Origin of the sequence: Streptomyces subrutilus (assembly GCF_001746425.1) — a bacterium.
Classification (GTDB): domain Bacteria; phylum Actinomycetota; class Actinomycetes; order Streptomycetales; family Streptomycetaceae; genus Streptomyces; species Streptomyces subrutilus_A.
On sequence record NZ_MEHK01000001.1, the window covers coordinates 2,566,682 to 2,584,237 of the forward strand.

The 17,556-nt window shown below is 73.1% G+C and carries 14 protein-coding genes and 3 tRNA genes; 9 read left to right on the forward strand and 8 right to left on the reverse strand.

Translation table 11 applies throughout. From position 1 onward, the window contains the following. On the forward strand, positions 1-159 hold the full coding sequence (locus tag BGK67_RS12625; RefSeq protein ID WP_208948687.1) for a cupin domain-containing protein: 159 nt from the start codon (positions 1-3) through the stop codon (positions 157-159). A gap of 21 nt (positions 160-180) precedes the next feature. On the opposite strand, the gene BGK67_RS12630 is transcribed toward BGK67_RS12625, so the two are convergent. Next, positions 181-1,443 carry an MFS transporter gene (locus tag BGK67_RS12630; RefSeq protein ID WP_208948688.1) on the reverse strand — a complete coding sequence of 421 codons (1,263 nt, stop codon included), beginning with the start codon at positions 1,441-1,443 and terminating at the stop codon, positions 181-183. 226 nt (positions 1,444-1,669) lie between these two features. Between BGK67_RS12630 and BGK67_RS12635 the strand changes: the two genes are divergently transcribed. After that, positions 1,670-2,827: a carboxylate-amine ligase gene (locus BGK67_RS12635; protein WP_079154152.1), complete on the forward strand. Its 1,158-nt coding sequence runs from the start codon at positions 1,670-1,672 to the stop codon at positions 2,825-2,827. A 119-nt stretch (positions 2,828-2,946) separates the two neighbouring features. Here BGK67_RS12635 and BGK67_RS12640 read toward each other — a convergent pair. The 3 genes from BGK67_RS12640 to BGK67_RS12650 form a co-directional block, all read right to left on the reverse strand. Continuing rightward, positions 2,947-3,020: transfer RNA gene (locus tag BGK67_RS12640), tRNA-Ile, on the reverse strand. Between the two features lie 185 nt (positions 3,021-3,205). Continuing rightward, a tRNA-Asn gene (locus BGK67_RS12645) sits at positions 3,206-3,278 on the reverse strand. Between the two features lie 5 nt (positions 3,279-3,283). Next, positions 3,284-3,356 (reverse strand) — tRNA-Asn (locus BGK67_RS12650). 145 nt (positions 3,357-3,501) lie between these two features. Here BGK67_RS12650 and BGK67_RS12655 point away from each other — a divergent pair. The 4 genes from BGK67_RS12655 (at position 3,502) to BGK67_RS12670 (ending at position 9,163) form a co-directional block, all read left to right on the forward strand. Then, positions 3,502-3,804 carry a hypothetical protein gene (locus BGK67_RS12655; RefSeq protein WP_069920184.1) on the forward strand — a complete coding sequence of 101 codons (303 nt, stop codon included), beginning with the start codon at positions 3,502-3,504 and terminating at the stop codon, positions 3,802-3,804. Positions 3,805-3,863: 59 nt separating this feature from the next. After that, positions 3,864-5,312, forward strand: a complete 1,449-nt coding sequence (locus tag BGK67_RS12660; RefSeq protein ID WP_069920185.1) for an FGGY family carbohydrate kinase — start codon at positions 3,864-3,866, stop codon at positions 5,310-5,312. Positions 5,313-5,510: 198 nt separating this feature from the next. Next, entirely contained in the window at positions 5,511-7,244 is a 1,734-nt protein-coding gene (locus BGK67_RS12665; RefSeq protein WP_069920186.1) for an ABC transporter ATP-binding protein, read from the forward strand. Beyond that, a complete protein-coding gene (locus BGK67_RS12670) occupies positions 7,241-9,163 on the forward strand; it encodes an ABC transporter ATP-binding protein (RefSeq protein WP_069920187.1) in 1,923 nt (640 codons plus the stop codon). The genes BGK67_RS12665 and BGK67_RS12670 overlap by 4 nt, the downstream gene beginning before the upstream one ends. A gap of 63 nt (positions 9,164-9,226) precedes the next feature. On the opposite strand, the gene BGK67_RS12675 is transcribed toward BGK67_RS12670, so the two are convergent. The 4 genes from BGK67_RS12675 to BGK67_RS12685 form a co-directional block, all read right to left on the reverse strand. Continuing rightward, positions 9,227-10,264: an RNA polymerase sigma factor gene (locus BGK67_RS12675; protein WP_244291457.1), complete on the reverse strand. Its 1,038-nt coding sequence runs from the start codon at positions 10,262-10,264 to the stop codon at positions 9,227-9,229. Between the two features lie 249 nt (positions 10,265-10,513). Next, complete coding sequence (locus BGK67_RS12680) at positions 10,514-12,592, reverse strand: molybdopterin oxidoreductase family protein (protein ID WP_069920189.1); 2,079 nt, start codon at positions 12,590-12,592, stop codon at positions 10,514-10,516. 206 nt (positions 12,593-12,798) lie between these two features. Beyond that, positions 12,799-12,930 (reverse strand): hypothetical protein, encoded by a 132-nt coding sequence (locus tag BGK67_RS40720; RefSeq protein WP_279628673.1) that lies wholly within the window; start codon positions 12,928-12,930, stop codon positions 12,799-12,801. 26 nt (positions 12,931-12,956) lie between these two features. Beyond that, positions 12,957-13,673: a SanA/YdcF family protein gene (locus BGK67_RS12685; RefSeq protein WP_069923818.1), complete on the reverse strand. Its 717-nt coding sequence runs from the start codon at positions 13,671-13,673 to the stop codon at positions 12,957-12,959. A gap of 426 nt (positions 13,674-14,099) precedes the next feature. Between BGK67_RS12685 and BGK67_RS12690 the strand changes: the two genes are divergently transcribed. From BGK67_RS12690 to BGK67_RS12700, 3 genes are all read left to right on the forward strand, one after another. Then, on the forward strand, positions 14,100-14,834 hold the full coding sequence (locus BGK67_RS12690) for a sirohydrochlorin chelatase (protein ID WP_069920190.1): 735 nt from the start codon (positions 14,100-14,102) through the stop codon (positions 14,832-14,834). A 36-nt stretch (positions 14,835-14,870) separates the two neighbouring features. Beyond that, a complete protein-coding gene (locus BGK67_RS12695) occupies positions 14,871-16,187 on the forward strand; it encodes a deoxyguanosinetriphosphate triphosphohydrolase (RefSeq protein WP_069920191.1) in 1,317 nt (438 codons plus the stop codon). 93 nt (positions 16,188-16,280) lie between these two features. Then, positions 16,281-17,555, forward strand: coding sequence for an NAD(P)/FAD-dependent oxidoreductase (locus BGK67_RS12700; RefSeq protein WP_069920192.1), 1,275 nt, complete (start codon positions 16,281-16,283; stop codon positions 17,553-17,555). The last annotated feature ends 1 nt before the right edge of the window (position 17,556 follow it).

Here is a 17,556-nt window from a genome sequence, read left to right on the forward strand (position 1 = left end):
GTGGTCCTCGGGCCCGGCGAGATCTACGTCGTCCCGCGCGGGGTGGAGGACTGCCCCGCCGCGGCCGAGAAGGCGTCCATCCTGCTCTTCGAGCCGTCCGGCACGGCCAACGCCGGGGACGCGGGCGGCGACCGCACCCGGGATCCGGTGGGCGCGTAAGGCCGCGGGCGGCCCCGGCCGTCAGGCCTGCGGGGAGCGGGCGTCGTAGCGGGCGAAGCCGCGCCACCGCAGGGCGAGCAGGCCCAGCACGAGCACGCAGGCGAGGCCGCCGCCGGTGATCGCCACGGCCGGGGAGGTCAGGTCCGCGGCGGTCCCGGCGAGGAAGTCCCCGAGCCGCGGCCCGCCCGCGACGACCACGATGAACACGCCCTGGAGGCGGCCGCGCATGTCGTCCGGGGTGGCGGACTGGAGCATCGTGGTCCGGAACACCATCGAGACGGTGTCCGCGCACCCGGCCAGGGCCAGGAAGAACAGCCCGAGCCACAGGTTCCGGGTGAGCCCGAAGACCGCGATGGCCAGCCCCCACGTGGCGACGGCGCACAGGATCGCCAGCCCGTGCCGGCGGATGCGGCCCTGCCAGCCGGAGAACAGCCCGCCGAGCAGCGCCCCGACGGCGGGCGCGGCCACCAGCAGGCCGACCGTCTTGGCGTCGCCGCCGAACCAGAGCACGGCGACGGCCGGGAAGAGCGCCCGGGGGTGCGCCAGCACCATGGCTGCCATGTCGGTGAAGAAGGTCATCCGGACGTTGGGCCGGGTCCCGAGGAAGCGCAGTCCGTCGACGACCGAGGCCCGGCCCCGGGTCCCTTCCGCGCGGTCGGGCTTCATCGACGGCAGCCGCCACATCGCGTACAGGGCGGCGAGGAAGGTCACGGCGTCGATCAGGTACGCCGCCTGGTACCCCCACCAGCCGACGATCAGGCCGCCCAGCATCGGGCCCGCCATCGTCCCGGAGGTCATCGTCACGGAGTTCAGCGCGTTGGCGGCGGGCAGCTGCTCGGCCGGCAGCAGGCGCGGGATCATGGCGGACCTGGCCGGCCCGGAGAGCGCCCCGCACACCGCCTGGAGCGCGACGACGGCGTACAGGAACCAGACGCGGTGGTAGTCGAGCAGCGCGGCGCAGGCCAGCGCGATCGACAGGGCGGCGGCGCCCAGCGAGCTGTAGAGGCCGAGCTTGCGGCGGTCGACGGTGTCGGCGATGGCTCCGCCGTAGAGCCCGAAGGCGACGAGCGGGACGAGCGAGAAGAGCCCGACGAGACCGACGGCGAAGCTGGACCGGGTGATGTCGTAGACCTGGAGCGAGATCGCGAGGGCCGTCATCGCCTGGCCGACCCACGAGATGGTGCCGCCGACCCACAGCCGCCGGTAGTCGCGGGACGTCCGCAGAGGGGTGAGGTCGGCGAACACGCGCCGCCGCGGGCGGTCGGTGGCGGCTATAGGGGTCACAGCGGATGATAACCGGCGGCCCGCCGCCGCCCCCGGGGATTTTTGCCGTGTGCACGCACCGGTGCACACACCGGCACCAGTCACCCCACCTGGAACCCCAGCCCCGCGCCGGACCGGTCCTTGCCGCTAACTCGCCACTATCACCTGCTTTTTGACCGAATCGACGTGCGCTCCCCGCAGGGTGTTCAGCTCATGATGAAAAGACTCGTATGTCCAGGGAGGCGTAGTGATCGAACCTGGCAACAGCACCACGAGCACCGGCACCGACCAGAAGACGGTGCGCCCCACCGTTCCCCTCACCGTCGGCGTCGAGGAGGAGTTCCTCCTCGTCGACGCCCGCACCTTCCGGGTGGTCCCCGCCGCCCCGCTCGTCCTCGCCACGGCCGGCGGGATGCCCGGTGAGCTGCACCCCGAGGGGACCCGTTACCAGGTGGAGATCTCCACCCCGATCGCCCACTCGGCGGCCTCGCTGCGCGAGGAGCTCGCCGCCCTGCGGCGCACCCTCGGCCGGGCCGCTCGCGCCCACGGCTGCCGCCTGCTGGCCGCCCCCTCGCCGGTCGTGGCCGTGGAGGGGCCGCTGCACCTGACCGACGACGAGCCGCGCCAGCGCGAGCAGCACCGCCGCTTCGGCGCGCTCACCGACACCCTGGTGAGCTGCGGCCGGCACATCCACGTGGGCACCCTCGACGTGGACACGGCGGTCGCGGTCTCCAACCGGGTCAGACCGTGGCTGCCGACGCTCATCGCGCTGGCCGCCAACTCGCCGTTCTGGGGCGGCCGTGACACCGGTCACGCCAGCTGGCGGGCGATGGCCTGGTCGGGCTGGCCCTCGGCGGGACTGCCCCCGCACTTCACGTCCACGGCGCACTTCCGGCGCTCGGTGCAGACGCTGCTCGGCTCGGGTGCGGCGCTGGACACGAAGATGGTCTATTGGGACCTGCGCCCCTCGGGGCACTGGCCGACGCTCGAGATCCGGGCGCCCGACATGTCCCCTTACCTCGACACGGCCATCCTCCAGGCCGAGCTGGTCCGCGCGCTGGTGTCCACGGCGCTGCGGGAGATCGCGGAGCACCGGCCGGATCCACCCGTACGGGACGACGTACTGCGGCTGGCGCGCTGGCGGGCGGCCCACGACGGCCTGGAGGGCTTCGGCCTCGACCCGTACACGGGAGCCGAACTCCCGGCGGCCGACCTCGCGGAGGCCCTGCTGGACCTCGTCGCCCCGGCCCTGGCGGCCTCGGGTGACCTCGACCACGCGGCCAAGACCCTGGCGGGCCTGCTCCGCGACGGCTCGGGCGCCCACCGCCAACGCGCCGCGTTCGCCCGCCGCCAGGACCTGACGGACGTACTGCGCCACCTCGCGGACGAAACGGAGAACTTCTAGAACTCCCGGCTCGAAACTCCGGGACTCCCGGAACCCGCGACCCGGGGATCCCCGGACCCCCAGAACTCCCGGAACGCCAAAGCCGCAGGTGCAATCGTTTCTGCACCTGCGGCTCGCAGTGGGGCGGGTGGGACTCGAACCCACGGCCGACGGATTATGAGTCCGCTGCTCTAACCGGCTGAGCTACCGCCCCTTCACGGCGTGGCGCGTACACGTGTGCGCGCCGTCTGCCGCAGCATAGCCGCTCATACGATCTCCTGCCTCGGATGCCTCGCATGATCGGCTTCGCCTGTTCAGAGAGACCGCGCTGCGGGCTGCCCGGTTCCGGACGGGATGGCAAAAAAGAAGAGGACCCGCGATGGGCCCTCTTCTTCGTTGCTCCCCCGGCTGGACTCGAACCAGCAACCCTCCGGTTAACAGCCGAATGCTCTGCCAATTGAGCTACAGGGGATCGCGCTCCCCCGACTGGACTCGAACCAGTAACCTGCCGGTTAACAGCCGGCTGCTCTGCCAATTGAGCTACAGGGGATTGCTGCGGTGCATCGAACAGCCCACCTCCGGCCTTGCCGGGGGGCGAGCGCCCGTTGCGAGTCATAGATTAGCGCAAGCAGGGGGGTGCTCCGCCAATCGGTATCGACAGCAGGCCGGGCACCACACGACGAAGGGTGGCAGGCATGCGGTACAAGGTCACGTTCGTGGTCGGACTGGCCCTCGGGTACGTGCTCGGAACCCGGGCCGGACGCGAGCGCTACGAGTCCCTGAAGAAGTCCGCGCGGGAGATCGCGCAGAACCCGGCGGTGCGCAACGCCGCCGAGACGGCCGGGCAGACCGGGCGCGTGTACGCCGGGAAGGCCTTCGCCGCGGTGAGCGAGAAGGTCGGCGACGCCGTGCCCGCCTCGCTGGCCGGGCGGGTACGGGGACTGCGCGACCGGGTCGGCGGTGGCGCCGAGGACGATTGGGGCACGAGCAACACCTGACGCCTCCTGAGGCGTCCGCGGCGGAGGAGACCGGCCCGGCGTGCGGCAGAATTCTCCGCATGGGGATAGTCGCCGGGCTGGACAGCTCTTCCGCCTTCACTCGCATCGTCGTCTGTGACACCGACACCGGTGCCGTGCTGCGCCAGGGGTACGCACCCCATCCACAGCCCACCGGGGAACCCGACGGCGCGAGCCCCTACGAGACGGACCCGCAGGCCTGGCTGCTCTCGCTCGGCGAGGCGGCCGGCGGCGGGCTCCTCGAAGGGGTCCAGGCCATCGGTGTCTCGGCGCAGCAGCACGGCCTGCTGCCGCTCGACGCGCAGGGCGGCCTCGTCCGCCCCGCCCTGGTCGGCAACGACAGGCGCGGGCAGGTCGCCGCCGCCGACCTCGTCGACGCCTTCGGCGGCCGGCGGGCCTGGGCCGAGGCGGTGGGCTCGGTCCCGCACGCCGCCCAGCCGCTGGCGAAGCTGGCCTGGCTGGCCCGTACCGAGCCCGAGGCCGCCCGCCGGGTCGCCGTGGTGATGTCCGCCCACGACTGGCTGGTCTGGCAGCTGCTGGGCCGGCCGGCCCGCCGTACCACCGACCGGGGCGGCGCCTCCGGCACCGGCTACTGGTCGGCCGCCACCGGTTCCTGGCGGCCCGACCTGGTCGAGCTGGCGCTCGGCCACATGGCGCTGCTGCCCGAGGTGCTCGGTCCGGCCGACGCCGCCGGGACCACGCCCGAGGGCCTGCTCATATCGGCCGGCACCGGCGAGACGATGGCCGCCGCGCTCGGGCTGGGGCTCGGCCCCGGCGACGCGGTGGTCTCGCTGGGCGCCTCCGGGTCGGTGATGGCCGTGCACCACGAGGCGCTGTCGGAGCCGGGCGGCCTGATCACCTCGCTGGCCGACGCCAGCGGGATGCACCTGCCGGTCGTGAACACCTCCAACGCCGTACGGGCCCTGCGCGGTACCGCCGAGCTGCTGGGCACCGACCTGGAGGGGCTGTCCGAGCTCGCGCTGAAGTCGACGCCGGGCGCGCACGGCCTCGTGCTCCTGCCCTATCTGGAGGGCGAGCGGACGCCGAACCTGCCGCACGCCGCCGGGACCCTGTCCGGGCTGCGCCGGGACTCGATGAAGCCGGAGCACCTGGCCCAGGCGGCCTTCGAGGGCATGCTGTGCGGGCTGGTGGACGCGCTCGACGTGCTGCGCTCGCGCGGCGTCGAGATCCGCCGGGTGTTCCTGCTGGGCGCGGCGGCCGAGCTGCCCGCCGTGCAGGCCGCGGCGCCCGGGCTGTTCGGGACGCAGATCGTCGTTCCCGCGCCGGCCGACTACGCGGCGCTGGGCGCGGCCCGCCAGGCGGCCTGGGCGCTCGGCGTGGCGCAGGGCACGCTGGGCCCGCACACCCCGCCGGTCTGGCCGGCCCCGGCTGCGCAGGTGTTCGAGCCGGGCGAGGAGTTCCCGTCCTGGCAGGCCGTACGCCAGCAGTACGTGGCGACGCGCGAGGAGATCCACCCCGGCGCGTTCTAGCGCCCGGGCGGCGGGCGGGGCGGGCGCGGGGCGGGCCGGGCGGGCGCGGGGCGGGCCTTTCCGATCACGGCACCGGGTCCGAGGTCGCAGGGCGGTCTCCTCCTTTTGACCGGCCTTTGCGAAAACTGCTGGGGATCAGGCCGCCGGTTGGCCGAAGATGGGGTGAACCCCCTCGATCATGCCGACCGGAGCCTGCGCGTGCTCATACGACTTCTGCGGACCCATCTGGGTCCGTACCGCAAACCCATCGCCCTGCTGGTGCTGCTGCAGCTGCTCCAGACCAGTGCGAGCCTCTACCTCCCCACCCTCAACGCGGACATCATTGACAACGGTGTCGTCAACGGCGACACCGGCTACATCCTGCGCTTGGGCGCACTGATGCTCGGCGTCTCGCTCGTCCAGCTGGTCTGCAACGTGGGTGCCATCTACTACGGCGCCCGCACGGCGGCGGCCTTCGGCCGGGACGTGCGCGCCGCCGTCTTCGACCGCGTGCAGAGCTTCTCCGCGCGCGAGCTCGGCCAGTTCGGCGCCCCGTCGCTGATCACCCGTACGACGAACGACGTCCAACAGGTCCAGATGCTGGTGCTGATGACCTTCACCCTGATGGTCTCGGCGCCGATCATGTGCGTCGGCGGCATCGCCATGGCGCTGTCGCTGGACGTGAAGCTGTCGGGCGTCCTGCTCGCCGTGGTTCCCGTGCTCGGCCTGGCGGTCGGCGCGATCGTCTTCCGGACGCGGCCGCTGTTCCGCACGATGCAGGAGCGCCTGGACACCGTGAACCGGGTGCTGCGCGAGCAGATCACCGGCAACCGGGTGATCCGCGCCTTCGTCCGCGACGACTACGAGAAGGGCCGCTTCCGGGACGCCAACGCCGATCTGACCGGCGTCTCGCTGGCCACCGGCAAGCTGCTCGCGTACATGTTCCCGACCGTCATCGTGGTCGTGAACGTCTCCAGCGTCGCCGTCATCTGGTTCGGTGCGATGCGCGTCGACGGCGGCGGCATGGAGATCGGCCAGCTGACGGCCTTCCTCGCCTATCTGATGCAGATCGTCATGTCCGTGATGATGGCCACCTTCATGTTCATGATGGTGCCGCGCGCCGAGGTCTGCGCCGAGCGCATCCAGGAGGTCCTGGACACCGACTCCAGCGTGGTCCCGCCCACCGACCCGGTGCGCGAACTCACCCGCAGCGGGCGCCTGGAGCTGCGCGGGGCGGACTTCCGCTACCCGGGCGCCGAGGCGCCGGTGCTGCGCGGGATCGACCTGCTGGCCCGGCCCGGCGAGACGACGGCCGTGATCGGCTCCACCGGAAGCGGCAAGTCCACGCTGCTGGGCCTGGTCCCGCGGCTGTTCGACGCGACCGGCGGCGAGGTGCTCGTCGACGGGGAGGACGTACGGCGGCTGGATCCGGAACTGCTGGCCAGGACGGTCGGCCTGGTCCCGCAGAAGCCGTACCTGTTCTCCGGGACCGTCGCCTCCAACCTGCGCTACGGGCGCCCCGACGCGACCGACGAGGAGCTGTGGCGGGCGCTGGAGGTGGCCCAGGCCGCGGAGTTCGTGTCCGCGCTGGAAGGCGGTCTGGAGGCGCCCGTCACCCAGGGCGGGACCAATGTCTCCGGCGGGCAGCGCCAGCGTCTGGCCATCGCCCGCACCCTGGTGCAGCGCCCGGAGATCTACCTCTTCGACGATTCCTTCTCGGCCCTGGACTACGCCACGGACGCGGCGCTGCGCGCGGCGCTCGCCCGCGAGACCGAGGAGGCGACCGTGGTGATCGTCGCCCAGCGGGTCTCCACGATCCGCGACGCCGACCGGATCATCGTCCTGGACGAGGGCCAGGTCGTGGGCGAGGGGCGCCACCACGAGCTGATGGCCGGCAATGAGACCTACCGGGAGATCGTGCTCTCCCAGCTGACGGAGGCGGAGGCCGCATGAGCGGGCCCGGAGGACGGATGATGGCGGGACCGGTCCAACGGTCCATGGATTTCAAGGGGTCGGGCAAGCGCCTGCTCGGCCAGCTGGCGCAGGACCGGATCCGGCTGTGGGGCATGGTCGCGGCCGTCGTCGGCAGCGTCGGCTGCGCGGTGGTCGGCCCGAAGATCCTGGGCGAGGCCACCGACCTGGTCTTCGCGGGGATCGTCGGGCGGGAGATGCCGGCCGGGATCAGCAAGCAGCAGGCACTGGACGGGCTGCGGGCCAAGGGCCAGGGCGGCATGGCTGACATGCTCTCCGGCACCGACTTCACGCCGGGCCAGGGCATCGACTTCGGCGCCGTCGGGGTCGTGGCGGTCTGGGCGCTGGTGGTCTTCACCCTCGCCGGACTGCTGATGCTGGTCGCCACGCGGTTGTCGAACCACGTCATGAACGGCACGCTCTACCGGATGCGCGAGGAGCTCCAGGGGAAGCTGTCGCGGCTGCCGCTGTCGTACTTCGACCAGCAGAAGCGCGGCGAGGTGCTCAGCCGGGCCACGAACGACATCGACAACATCGGCCAGACGCTCCAGCAGACGATGGGGCAGCTGCTGAACTCGCTGCTGACCATCCTGGGCGTGCTCGCGATGATGTTCTGGATCTCCCCGCTGCTGGCGCTGGTCGCGCTGGTGACCGTGCCGGTCTCGGTGGTGGCCGCGGCGAAGATCGGCAAGAAGTCGCAGCCGCAGTTCGTGGCGCAGTGGAAGAACACCGGCGTGCTCAACGCGCACATCGAGGAGATGTATTCGGGCCACGCGCTGGTCAAGGTCTTCGGGCGGCAGAAGGAGTCCGCGGCCGTCTTCGCCGAGCAGAACGAGGCGCTGTACCGGGCCTCCTTCAAGGCGCAGCTGGTCAGCGGCATCATGCAGCCGGTGATGTTCTTCATATCGAACATCAATTACGTGCTGATCGCGGTCGTCGGCGGGCTCCGGGTCGCCTCGGGCACCCTGTCCATCGGCGATGTGCAGGCCTTCATCCAGTACTCGCGGCAGTTCTCGATGCCGCTGACGCAGGTCGCCACGATGGCGAACCTCGTCCAGTCCGGCGTCGCCTCGGCGGAGCGGGTCTACGAGCTGCTGGACGCGCGGGAGCAGGAGCCGGACGCGGAGGTGCCGGAGCGGCCGCAGGAGCTGCGCGGCCGGGTCACGCTCGACAAGGTGGCCTTCCGCTACGAGCCGGACAGGCCGCTCATCGAGAACCTGTCGCTGGACGTCGAGCCCGGGCACACGGTCGCGATCGTGGGTCCGACGGGCGCGGGGAAGACCACCCTGGTCAACCTGCTGATGCGGTTCTACGAGGTCACGGGCGGGGAGATCGCCCTGGACGGGGTGGACATCGCGAAGATGACGCGCGAGGAACTGCGCGGCTCCATCGGCATGGTGCTCCAGGACACCTGGCTGTTCGGCGGCACCATCGCGGAGAACATCGCCTACGGCGCCTCGCGCGAGGTCACGCGGGCCGAGGTCGAGGAGGCGGCGCGGGCGGCCCACGCGGACCGGTTCATCCGCACCCTGCCGGACGGCTACGACACCGTGCTGGACGACGAGGGCGCGGGGGTCAGCACGGGTGAGAAGCAGCTGATCACCATCGCGCGGGCGTTCCTCTCGGACCCGGTGATCCTGGTGCTCGACGAGGCGACTAGCTCGGTGGACACCCGTACCGAGGTGCTGATCCAGAAGGCGATGGCGCGCCTGGCGCACGGCCGTACGTCCTTCGTGATCGCGCACCGGCTGTCCACGATCCGCGACGCGGACGTGATCCTGGTGATGGAGAGCGGCTCGATCGTGGAACAGGGCACGCACGAGGAGCTGCTGGCGTCGAACGGGGCGTACGCGCGGCTGTACGCGGCGCAGTTCGCGCAGGCGGTGGCCGAGGTCGACTAGCCGGCCGCGGCCGGACGGCGGGGTGGGGGCGTCCTGCGGGGCGCCCCATTCCCCTGTTCCGGGTCAGTCCAGATAGCCCCTCAGCTGGTCGGCGAAAGCGTGGTCGCGCAGCTTGTTGAGGGTTTTGGACTCGATCTGGCGGATCCGCTCGCGCGTCACGCCGAAGATCCGGCCGATCTCCTCCAGGGTGCGCGGCCGCCCGTCGTCGAGCCCGTAGCGCAGCTGGACGACCTTGCGCTCGCGCTCGCCGAGGGTCGACAGCACGGCTTCCAGGTGCTCGCGCAGCAGGAAGAACGCGGCGGATTCCACGGGCGAGGCGGCGTCGCCGTCCTCGATGAGGTCGCCGAGCGCGACGTCGTCCTCCTCGCCGACCGGGGCGTGCAGGGAGACCGGCTCCTGGGCGAGGCGGAGCACTTCGAGGACCCGCTCGGGGGTCAGTTCCAGGTGGGCGGCGACCTCTTCGGCGGTGGGCTCGTAGCCGCGCTCCTGGAGCATGCGGCGCTGTACGCGCACCACGCGGTTGATCAGCTCCACGACGTGGACGGGTACGCGGATGGTCCGGGCCTGGTCGGCGAGGGCCCGGGACATCGCCTGCCGGATCCACCAGGTGGCATAGGTGGAGAACTTGAAGCCGCGGGCGTAGTCGAACTTCTCGACGGCCCGGATGAGCCCGAGGTTCCCCTCCTGCACGAGGTCGAGCATGGTGAGCCCGCGGCCTACGTACCGCTTCGCGACGGAGACGACGAGGCGGAGGTTCGACTCGATGAGCCGGCGTTTGGCCATGCGGCCCATGACGACGAGTTTGTCGAGGTCGAAGGCGAGCTGGGAGTCGAGGTCCGGGGTGCCGGCGAGCTTCTCCTCGGCGAAAAGGCCGGCTTCGACGCGCCGCGCGAGGTCGACCTCCTCGGCGGCGGTGAGCAGCGGGATCCTGCCTATCTCGCGCAGGTACTGCCGGAACAGGTCGGCCGACGGTCCCGCCGCCCCGGCGCCGCTGTCCACGCGCTTGCGCTGGACCGGCACCTGCTCGATCTGGTCGACGAGTTCGAGGGGTTCCGGCTCTTCGTCCATGGCCTCGGCCTCGGGTTCGGGCTGCTCGGTCACGGTCGGGGTGACGGTCGGGGGCTGCGTCTGGGTCTGCACGGGGGCGACCTCCAGGGGTCCGAGGACTCAGGCACCGCAACTCAGTGTGGGGTACGACACATCACTGTCACGAGGGGCGTGCGAGCACTTTCTGAGTCCGGTGCGTGACCGGATGGTTACCCCCCGGGGACCCGCCCGAAGCGGTCCGCACCCATGTCCGATCCCGCCACCGCGCCGGGCCAAAGCCCGGCGCGGCGCGCGTTCCCGCGCCTAGGCCGGTTCGACGCGGACCGCGCAGACCTTGAACTCCGGCATGCGCGAGACCGGGTCCAGCGCCGGGTTGGTCAGGGTGTTGGCGCGGCCCTCGCCCGGCCAGTGGAAGGGCATGAAGACGGTGTCCGCGCGGATGGTGTCGGTGATGCGGGCCGGGGCGACGGCCCGGCCGCGGCGGGAGGTCACGGCCAGCGGGCTGCCGTCGACGGCGCCGATGCGGGCGGCGAGGCGGGGGTGGAGTTCCACGAAGGGGCCGGGGGCGGCCGCGTTGAGCTCCTCGACGCGGCGGGTCTGGGCGCCGGACTGGTACTGGGCGACCACGCGGCCGGTGGTCAGGAGCAGCGGGTAGTCGGCGTCGGGGACCTCCGCCGCGTCGCGGTGGGAGACGGGGACGAAACGGGCCAGGCCGTCCTCGGTGGCGAAGCGGTCCAGGAAGAGGCGGGGGGTGCCCTCGGCGCCGTCCGGGCAGGGCCAGAAGACGCCCTGTTCGGCCTCGATGCGGGCGTAGCTGATGCCCGAGTAGTCCGCCGGGCCGCCGGCCGAGGCGCGGCGCAGTTCGTCGAAGACCTCCTCGGGGGCGGTAGGGAAGCCCTTCTCGACGCCGAGGCGTGCGGCGAGGCCGTGCAGCACCTCCAGGTCGGTGCGGACTCCGGGCGGCGGGGTCAGGGCGCGGCGGCGCAGCAGGACGCGGCCCTCGAGGTTGGTGGTGGTGCCGGTCTCCTCCGCCCACTGGGTGACCGGCAGGACCACGTCCGCGAGGGCGGCCGTCTCGGAGAGGACCACGTCGGCCACCGCGAGGAAGTCCAGGGAGCGGATGCGGTCCTCGATGTGGGCGGCGCGGGGGGCCGAGACCACCGGGTTCGAGCCCATGAGGAGGAGGGCGCGGACGTCGGTGCCGAGGGCGTCGAGGAGTTCGTACGCGCTGCGGCCCGGGCCGGGCAGGGTGGCGGGGTCGACGCCCCAGACCCCGGCGACGTGGGCCCGGGCCGCGGGGTCGGTCAGCTTTCGGTAGCCGGGGAGCTGGTCGGCCTTCTGGCCGTGCTCGCGGCCTCCCTGGCCGTTGCCCTGGCCGGTGAGGCAGCCGTAGCCGGAGAGGGGGCGGCCGGCGCGGCCGGTGGCCAGGCACAGGTTGATCCAGGCTCCGACGGTGTCGGTGCCCTTGGACTGCTGCTCCGGGCCTCGGGCGGTGAGGACCATCGCGGAGGAGGGCGCGCAGAACATCTCGACCGCCTCGCGGAGCCTGGGCACGGGGACGCCGGTGATGCGTTCCACCAGCTCCGGCCAGTGGGCCATGGCCCCGGCCCGGGCCGCCTCCCAGCCGGTGGTCCGGTCCGCGATGAACTGCTCGTCCGTGCGCCCTTCCGCCACGACGAGGTGCAGCATGCCGAGGGCGAGCGCGAGGTCGGTGCCGGGGCGCGGGGCGAGGTGCAGGTCGGCCTGTTCGGCGGTGCGGGTGCGGCGGGGGTCGATGACGATCAGGGTCCCGCCGTTCTCCTTCAGTTCGGTGAGGTAGCGCAGGGCGGGCGGCATGGTCTCGGCGAGGTTCGAGCCGACGAGGATCACGCAGCCGGTGCGCGGGATGTCCTCCAGCGGGAAGGGCAGGCCCCGGTCGAGGCCGAAGGCCCGCTGGTGCGCGGCGGCGGCCGAGGACATGCAGAACCGGCCGTTGTAGTCGATCTGCGAGGTGCGCAGGGCGACCCGGGCGAACTTGCCGAGGGCGTACGCCTTCTCGTTGGTGAGCCCGCCGCCGCCGAAGACCCCGACCGCGTCCGGGCCGTACGCCCGGCCCGTGCGAGCGAGGCCCTCGGCGACGGCGTCGAGGGCCTCCTCCCAGGTGGCCGGTTCGAGCCGCCCGGCGTGGGTGCGGACGAGCGGCCCGGTCAGGCGCACCCGGGAGGAGAGTACGGCGGGGGCGGTACGGCCCTTGCCGCACAGCGCGCCCCGGTTGACGGGGAAGTCCGCCCGCTCCTCCACCGCGACGCCTTCGCCGCCCGGTTCAGGGCGGAGGTTCATGCCGCACTGCAGCGCGCAGTACGGGCAGTGCGTGGCGGTGGCGGCTGCTTCCGGGGTGTGCATACGGCCCAGCCTGCGACGGCGGTGTTACGCGGGCCGCCGCCTCGCGTTACAAGTCGGCCTGCTCCGGCTCATCGGCGCCCGGCGGCTCCTGTGAGGCCCCGGGCGGCGGCGATCTCCTCGGGAGCTGCGAGCCGGCCCATCGGGGTGCCGGGGGTGGTTGCCCTCGCCGGCCTGGACGCCGACGGGGGCGGTCATCGGGCTCGGCGTCATCCCGGGGTGTACGGAGTCACCCCGATCCGGGCCTCGGCCGGCTCCACCGCGCTGATCTCCACGACCTGGCGGAAGGGCTCGACGCTCTCGTGCTCCGGGGACTGGCTCGGACCGACCGACCCGGGCATGGCTCATCGGCATAGCCGGCGCCCCATCAGTCCGTCTGAGCCCCCAGAGCCCGCGACACCCCTTGCTCCTTCGGTCCCAGGAAGCGCGGATCGGGCTTGAAGGCCGCGTCCAGCGCCGCCTTGCCGGCCGCGAAGACCTCGCGCGTCCCGCCGTAGTACCAGGTGGCGTCGTGCTCGTCGGGCACCCCGACCCCGTACGCCTCCAGGCCCGCCGCCCGGCACAGGGCGACGGCCCTGCGTATGTGGAAGCCCTGGCTGATCAGCACGGCCCGGTCGACCCCGAATATCTCCTTGGCCCGGACGCACGAGTCCCATGTGTCGAAGCCGGCGAAATCGCTGACGATCCGTCCGTCCGGCACCCCCTGCCCGGTCAGGTACCTGCGCATCGCGTCCGGCTCGTCGTACTCCCTGCGGCTGTTGTCGCCCGTCACCAGCACCACCTTCACCCTGCCCGCGTGGTACAGCTCGGCGGCGGCGTCGAGCCTGGTGGCCAGATAGGGGGTCGGCTGCCCGTTCCACAGCCCCGCCCCGAACACCACCGCCACCTCGGCGGGGGGCGCGTCGGCCGTGGTCCGCAGCCGGTCCGCGGCCACCGCGTGCGTCCACGCCGCGGGCAGCAGCGCCAGCGCGCAGCCCGCCATCACGACCCGCACGGCCCGGCGGCGCGCCCGCACCCCGCGCGGCAGCCTCGGCCGCCCGCCGGACCCGACTCTCGCCACCGCCCGAGCCGGCACGTCCCGCATCACCGTCCGCGCCATCGCCCGGACCACCGCCCGCGCCCCAGACCGCGCCGCCCGCGCCGCCGACCGTGCCATCGGCCCCGCCCCGCCGTCCCGCTTCATGACCGCCCCCTCGCACCCCGCGCCTCACAGCTCGTTCGCACACATTGACGAACGGGCCCCGCCCCCAGTTCCGCCCTCCCCTCCATTCACCCGCACGAATGACCGGGCGGAGGGGTGAGCGCCCGGAAAACACCCGTCATCCCGCCGCAACGCGGCGGCAACCTCCGGCACGGAGGATCGGTCCATGACGGAGCCGGTGCACCCTCCCGACGCCCTGCCCCTCCCCTTCGGCAGCGCCGCCGAACTGCTGTCCCGGATCACCGCCCAACTCGGCACGCAGCTCAGCGGCGTGCGCCCGCCGCGCGCCCGGCCCCACGGAGCCCACCCATGCAGCAGCCCGCCCTCGTCGCCGTGGCCCACGGCAGCCGCGACCCGCGCGCCCTCCACACGGCCCTCGCCCTGCTCGAACACGTCCGCGAGCTCCGCCCGCGCCTCGACGTCCGGCTCGGCCACATCGAGCTGAACCGGCCCCTGCTGGGCGACACCCTGCGGGAGCTGCGCGGCGCGGCGGTCCTCGTCCCGCTGCTCCTCGGCCGCGGGTACCACGTCAAACGCGACCTCCCCGCCGCGGCGGCCGCCGCCCCGCACCTGCGGGCCGCCGTCGCCGCGCCCCTCGGCCCGCACCCGCTGCTCGTCGAGGCACTGTACGAACGCCTCGCGGAGGCGGGGTGGACCCCCGGCTCGGCCGTCGTGCTCGCCGCCGCCGGATCCCGCGATCCCGAGTCCGCCGCCGACACCCGCCACACCGCCGACCTGCTGGCCGAGCGCCTCGGCGGCGTCCCGGTAATCCCCGCCTACGCCTCCGCCGCCTCCCCCACCGTCCCCGAGGCCGTCCGCGCGCTGGCCGCCCGCGGCCACCACCGGCCGGCCGTGGCCTCGTACTTCGCCGGGCCCGGCCGGTTCGCCGCCCAGGCCGCCGCGGCCGCGCCCGCCGTCGCCGCCGCGCCGCTGGGCGACCACCCGGCGCTGGCCCGCCTGCTGCTCCACCGCTACGACCGGGCGTGCGCGCTGCCCGTCGGCGCCGCCGGCAGCGCCGAACGGCCGGAACTCCTCTCCGCCTGATCCCGGTTTGTCAGAGGTTCCGGTTACCGTCTCTTCATGGAAGGCACCGCGCACACCCCGGCAGACGACCTGTACGACACCACCGCCACCGAACGCTGGGCCGCCGAGCCGGACAAGCGGCCCGGGCGGACCGCCTTCCAGCGCGACCGCGCCCGCGTGCTGCACTCCGCCGCCCTGCGCCGCCTCGCCGGCAAGACCCAGGTGGTCACCCCCGGCACCCGCTCCTACGACTGGGACGCGAGCCCCCGCACCCGCCTCACGCACTCCCTGGAATGCGCCCAGGTCGGCCGGGAACTGGGCGCCGCACTCGGCTGCGACCCCGACCTCGTCGAGGCCGCCTGCCTCTCCCACGACATGGGACACCCGCCTTTCGGCCACAACGGCGAGGAGGCGCTCAACGAGTTCGCCAAGGACTGCGGCGGGTTCGAGGGCAACGCCCAGTCGCTCCGCCTGCTGACCCGGTTGGAGCCCAAGCGGTTCGTGCCCGACCCGGCGAGCGGCGAACTCGTCAGCGTCGGCCTCAACCTCACCCGGGCCTGCCTGGACGCCGCCACCAAGTACCCGTGGGCCCGCGGGGACCACCCCACCGACCCCGGCTCGGTCAAGTTCGGCGCCTACGAGGACGACCTGCCCGTCTTCGAGTGGCTGCGCCTCGGCGCGCCCGCGGACCGCAAGTGCTTCGAGGCCCAGGTCATGGACTGGGCGGACGACGTCGCGTACTCGGTGCACGACTTCGAGGACGGGCTGCACGCGGGCCACCTCGACCCCAACCTGCTCTTCGCCGAACCCGAGCGCACCGCGATCTGGCGGGTCGCCATCGGGCGCTACGTGCCGGCCGACACCGAACCCGAGGAACTGCGCGCCGCCCTCGACCGGCTGATGGAGCAGGAGTGGTGGCCGCACGGGTACGACGGCTCGGCCGTGGCCCAGGCCCGCCTGAAGGACGCGACCAGCCAGCTCATCGGCCGTTTCTGCCTGGCCGCCGAGGGCGCCACCCGCGAGGCGTACGGCTCCGGCCGCCTCACCCGGTACGGCGCCGAACTGGTGGTCCCCCGCGAGGCGCGCAACGAATGCGCCGTCCTCAAGGCGGTCGCCGACCTGTACGTGATGCAGCGCGACGAACAGGAGCGGATCCGCGCCGACCAGCGCATCGTCCTGGCCGAACTCGCGGAGGCGCTCAGCGCCCGCGCGCCCGAGGGCCTGGACCCGCAGTTCCGGGCCATCTTCGACGCGGCGCCGGACGACAAGGCCAGGAAACGGGCGGTCATCGACCAGATCGCGTCGCTCACCGACGCGTCGGCCCGTTCCCTGCACGCACGCCTCGCCCAGCGCACGCGACGCGCCGACGGGTGAGCTGATCGGGCCACTCCCCCTTCACGCGGCAGGCTCATTGCGGGACGCTCGCATGTGGTCGCATGTGGCGGAGAGGTTATGAGGAGGCATCACGTGGTCGACGCAGACCGGACGTTCGTCATCGTGGGCGCGGGGTTGGCCGGGGCAAAAGCGGCCGAAACGCTGAGGTCCGAGGGGTTCACGGGGCGGGTGATCCTGATCGGCGACGAGCGCGACCATCCCTACGAACGGCCCCCGCTGTCCAAGGGCTATCTGACGGGCAAGGAGGACCGCGACAGCGTCTTCGTCCACGAGCCCTCCTGGTACGCGGCCTCCGACGTCGAACTGCACCTCGGCCAGCCCGCGGTGCACCTGGACCGGGACGCCAAGAAGGTGGTCCTCGGCGACGGCACCGCCCTGCACTACGACAAGCTGCTGCTGGCCACCGGCGCCGAACCGCGCCGCCTGGACATCCCCGGCACGGGCCTGGCGGGGGTGCACCACCTGCGCCGCCTCGCGCACGCCGAGCGGCTGCGGGGCGTCCTGGCCGGGCTCGGCCGGGACAACGGCCACCTGCTGATCGCGGGCGCCGGGTGGATCGGCCTGGAGGTCGCCGCGGCGGCCCGCGGCTACGGCGCGGAGGTCACCGTCATCGAGCCCGAGCCCACCCCGCTGCACGGGGTGCTCGGTCCGGAGATCGGCCGCCTCTTCGCAGACCTGCACGCCGAGCGCGGGGTTCGGTTCCACTTCGGGGCCCGGCTGACCGAGATCGTCGGCCACGACGGCATGGTGCTGGCCGCCCGTACCGACGACGGGGAGGAGCACCCGGCGCACGCGGTCCTCGCCGCGATCGGGGCGGCGCCGCGCACCGCGCTCGCGGAGACCTCCGGGCTGGCGCTGGTCGACCGGGAGCACGGGGGCGGGATCGCGGTGGACGCCTCCCTGCGCACCTCCGACCCGGACGTCTTCGCGGTCGGGGACGTGGCCGCCGCCCACCACCCGGTGCTCGGGACCCGGCTGCGGGTCGAGCACTGGGCCAACGCCCTCAACGGGGGCCCGGCCGCCGCGCGGGCGATGCTGGGCCAGGAGGTCTCGTACGACCGGGTGCCGTACTTCTTCTCCGACCAGTACGACGTGGGCCTGGAGTACTCGGGCTATGCGCCGCCCGGCGGCTACGACCAGGTGCTGATCCGCGGGGACGCGGGCAAGCGGGAGTTCATCGCCTTCTGGCTGTCGCAGGGGCGGGTGCTCGCCGGGATGAACGTGAACGTGTGGGACGTCACCGAGCACATCCAGGCGCTGATCAGGTCAAAGGTTCCCGTGGACCGCGAGAAACTGGCGGACCCCTCGGTTCCGCTCACGTCGCTGCCAGCGCCCGAGGGGGCCTGAC

Coding starts and splice junctions, on each gene's coding strand:
- BGK67_RS12655 (WP_069920184.1), top strand. CDS start 3,502: ATGCGGTACAAGGTCACGTTCGTGGTCGGACTGGCCCTCGGGTACGTG.
- BGK67_RS12660 (WP_069920185.1), top strand. CDS start 3,864: ATGGGGATAGTCGCCGGGCTGGACAGCTCTTCCGCCTTCACTCGCATC.
- BGK67_RS12670 (WP_069920187.1), top strand. CDS start 7,241: ATGAGCGGGCCCGGAGGACGGATGATGGCGGGACCGGTCCAACGGTCC.
- BGK67_RS12680 (WP_069920189.1), bottom strand. CDS start 12,592: ATGCACACCCCGGAAGCAGCCGCCACCGCCACGCACTGCCCGTACTGC.
- BGK67_RS40720 (WP_279628673.1), bottom strand. CDS start 12,930: ATGCCCGGGTCGGTCGGTCCGAGCCAGTCCCCGGAGCACGAGAGCGTC.
- BGK67_RS12685 (WP_069923818.1), bottom strand. CDS start 13,673: ATGCGGGACGTGCCGGCTCGGGCGGTGGCGAGAGTCGGGTCCGGCGGG.
- BGK67_RS12690 (WP_069920190.1), top strand. CDS start 14,100: ATGCAGCAGCCCGCCCTCGTCGCCGTGGCCCACGGCAGCCGCGACCCG.
- BGK67_RS12695 (WP_069920191.1), top strand. CDS start 14,871: ATGGAAGGCACCGCGCACACCCCGGCAGACGACCTGTACGACACCACC.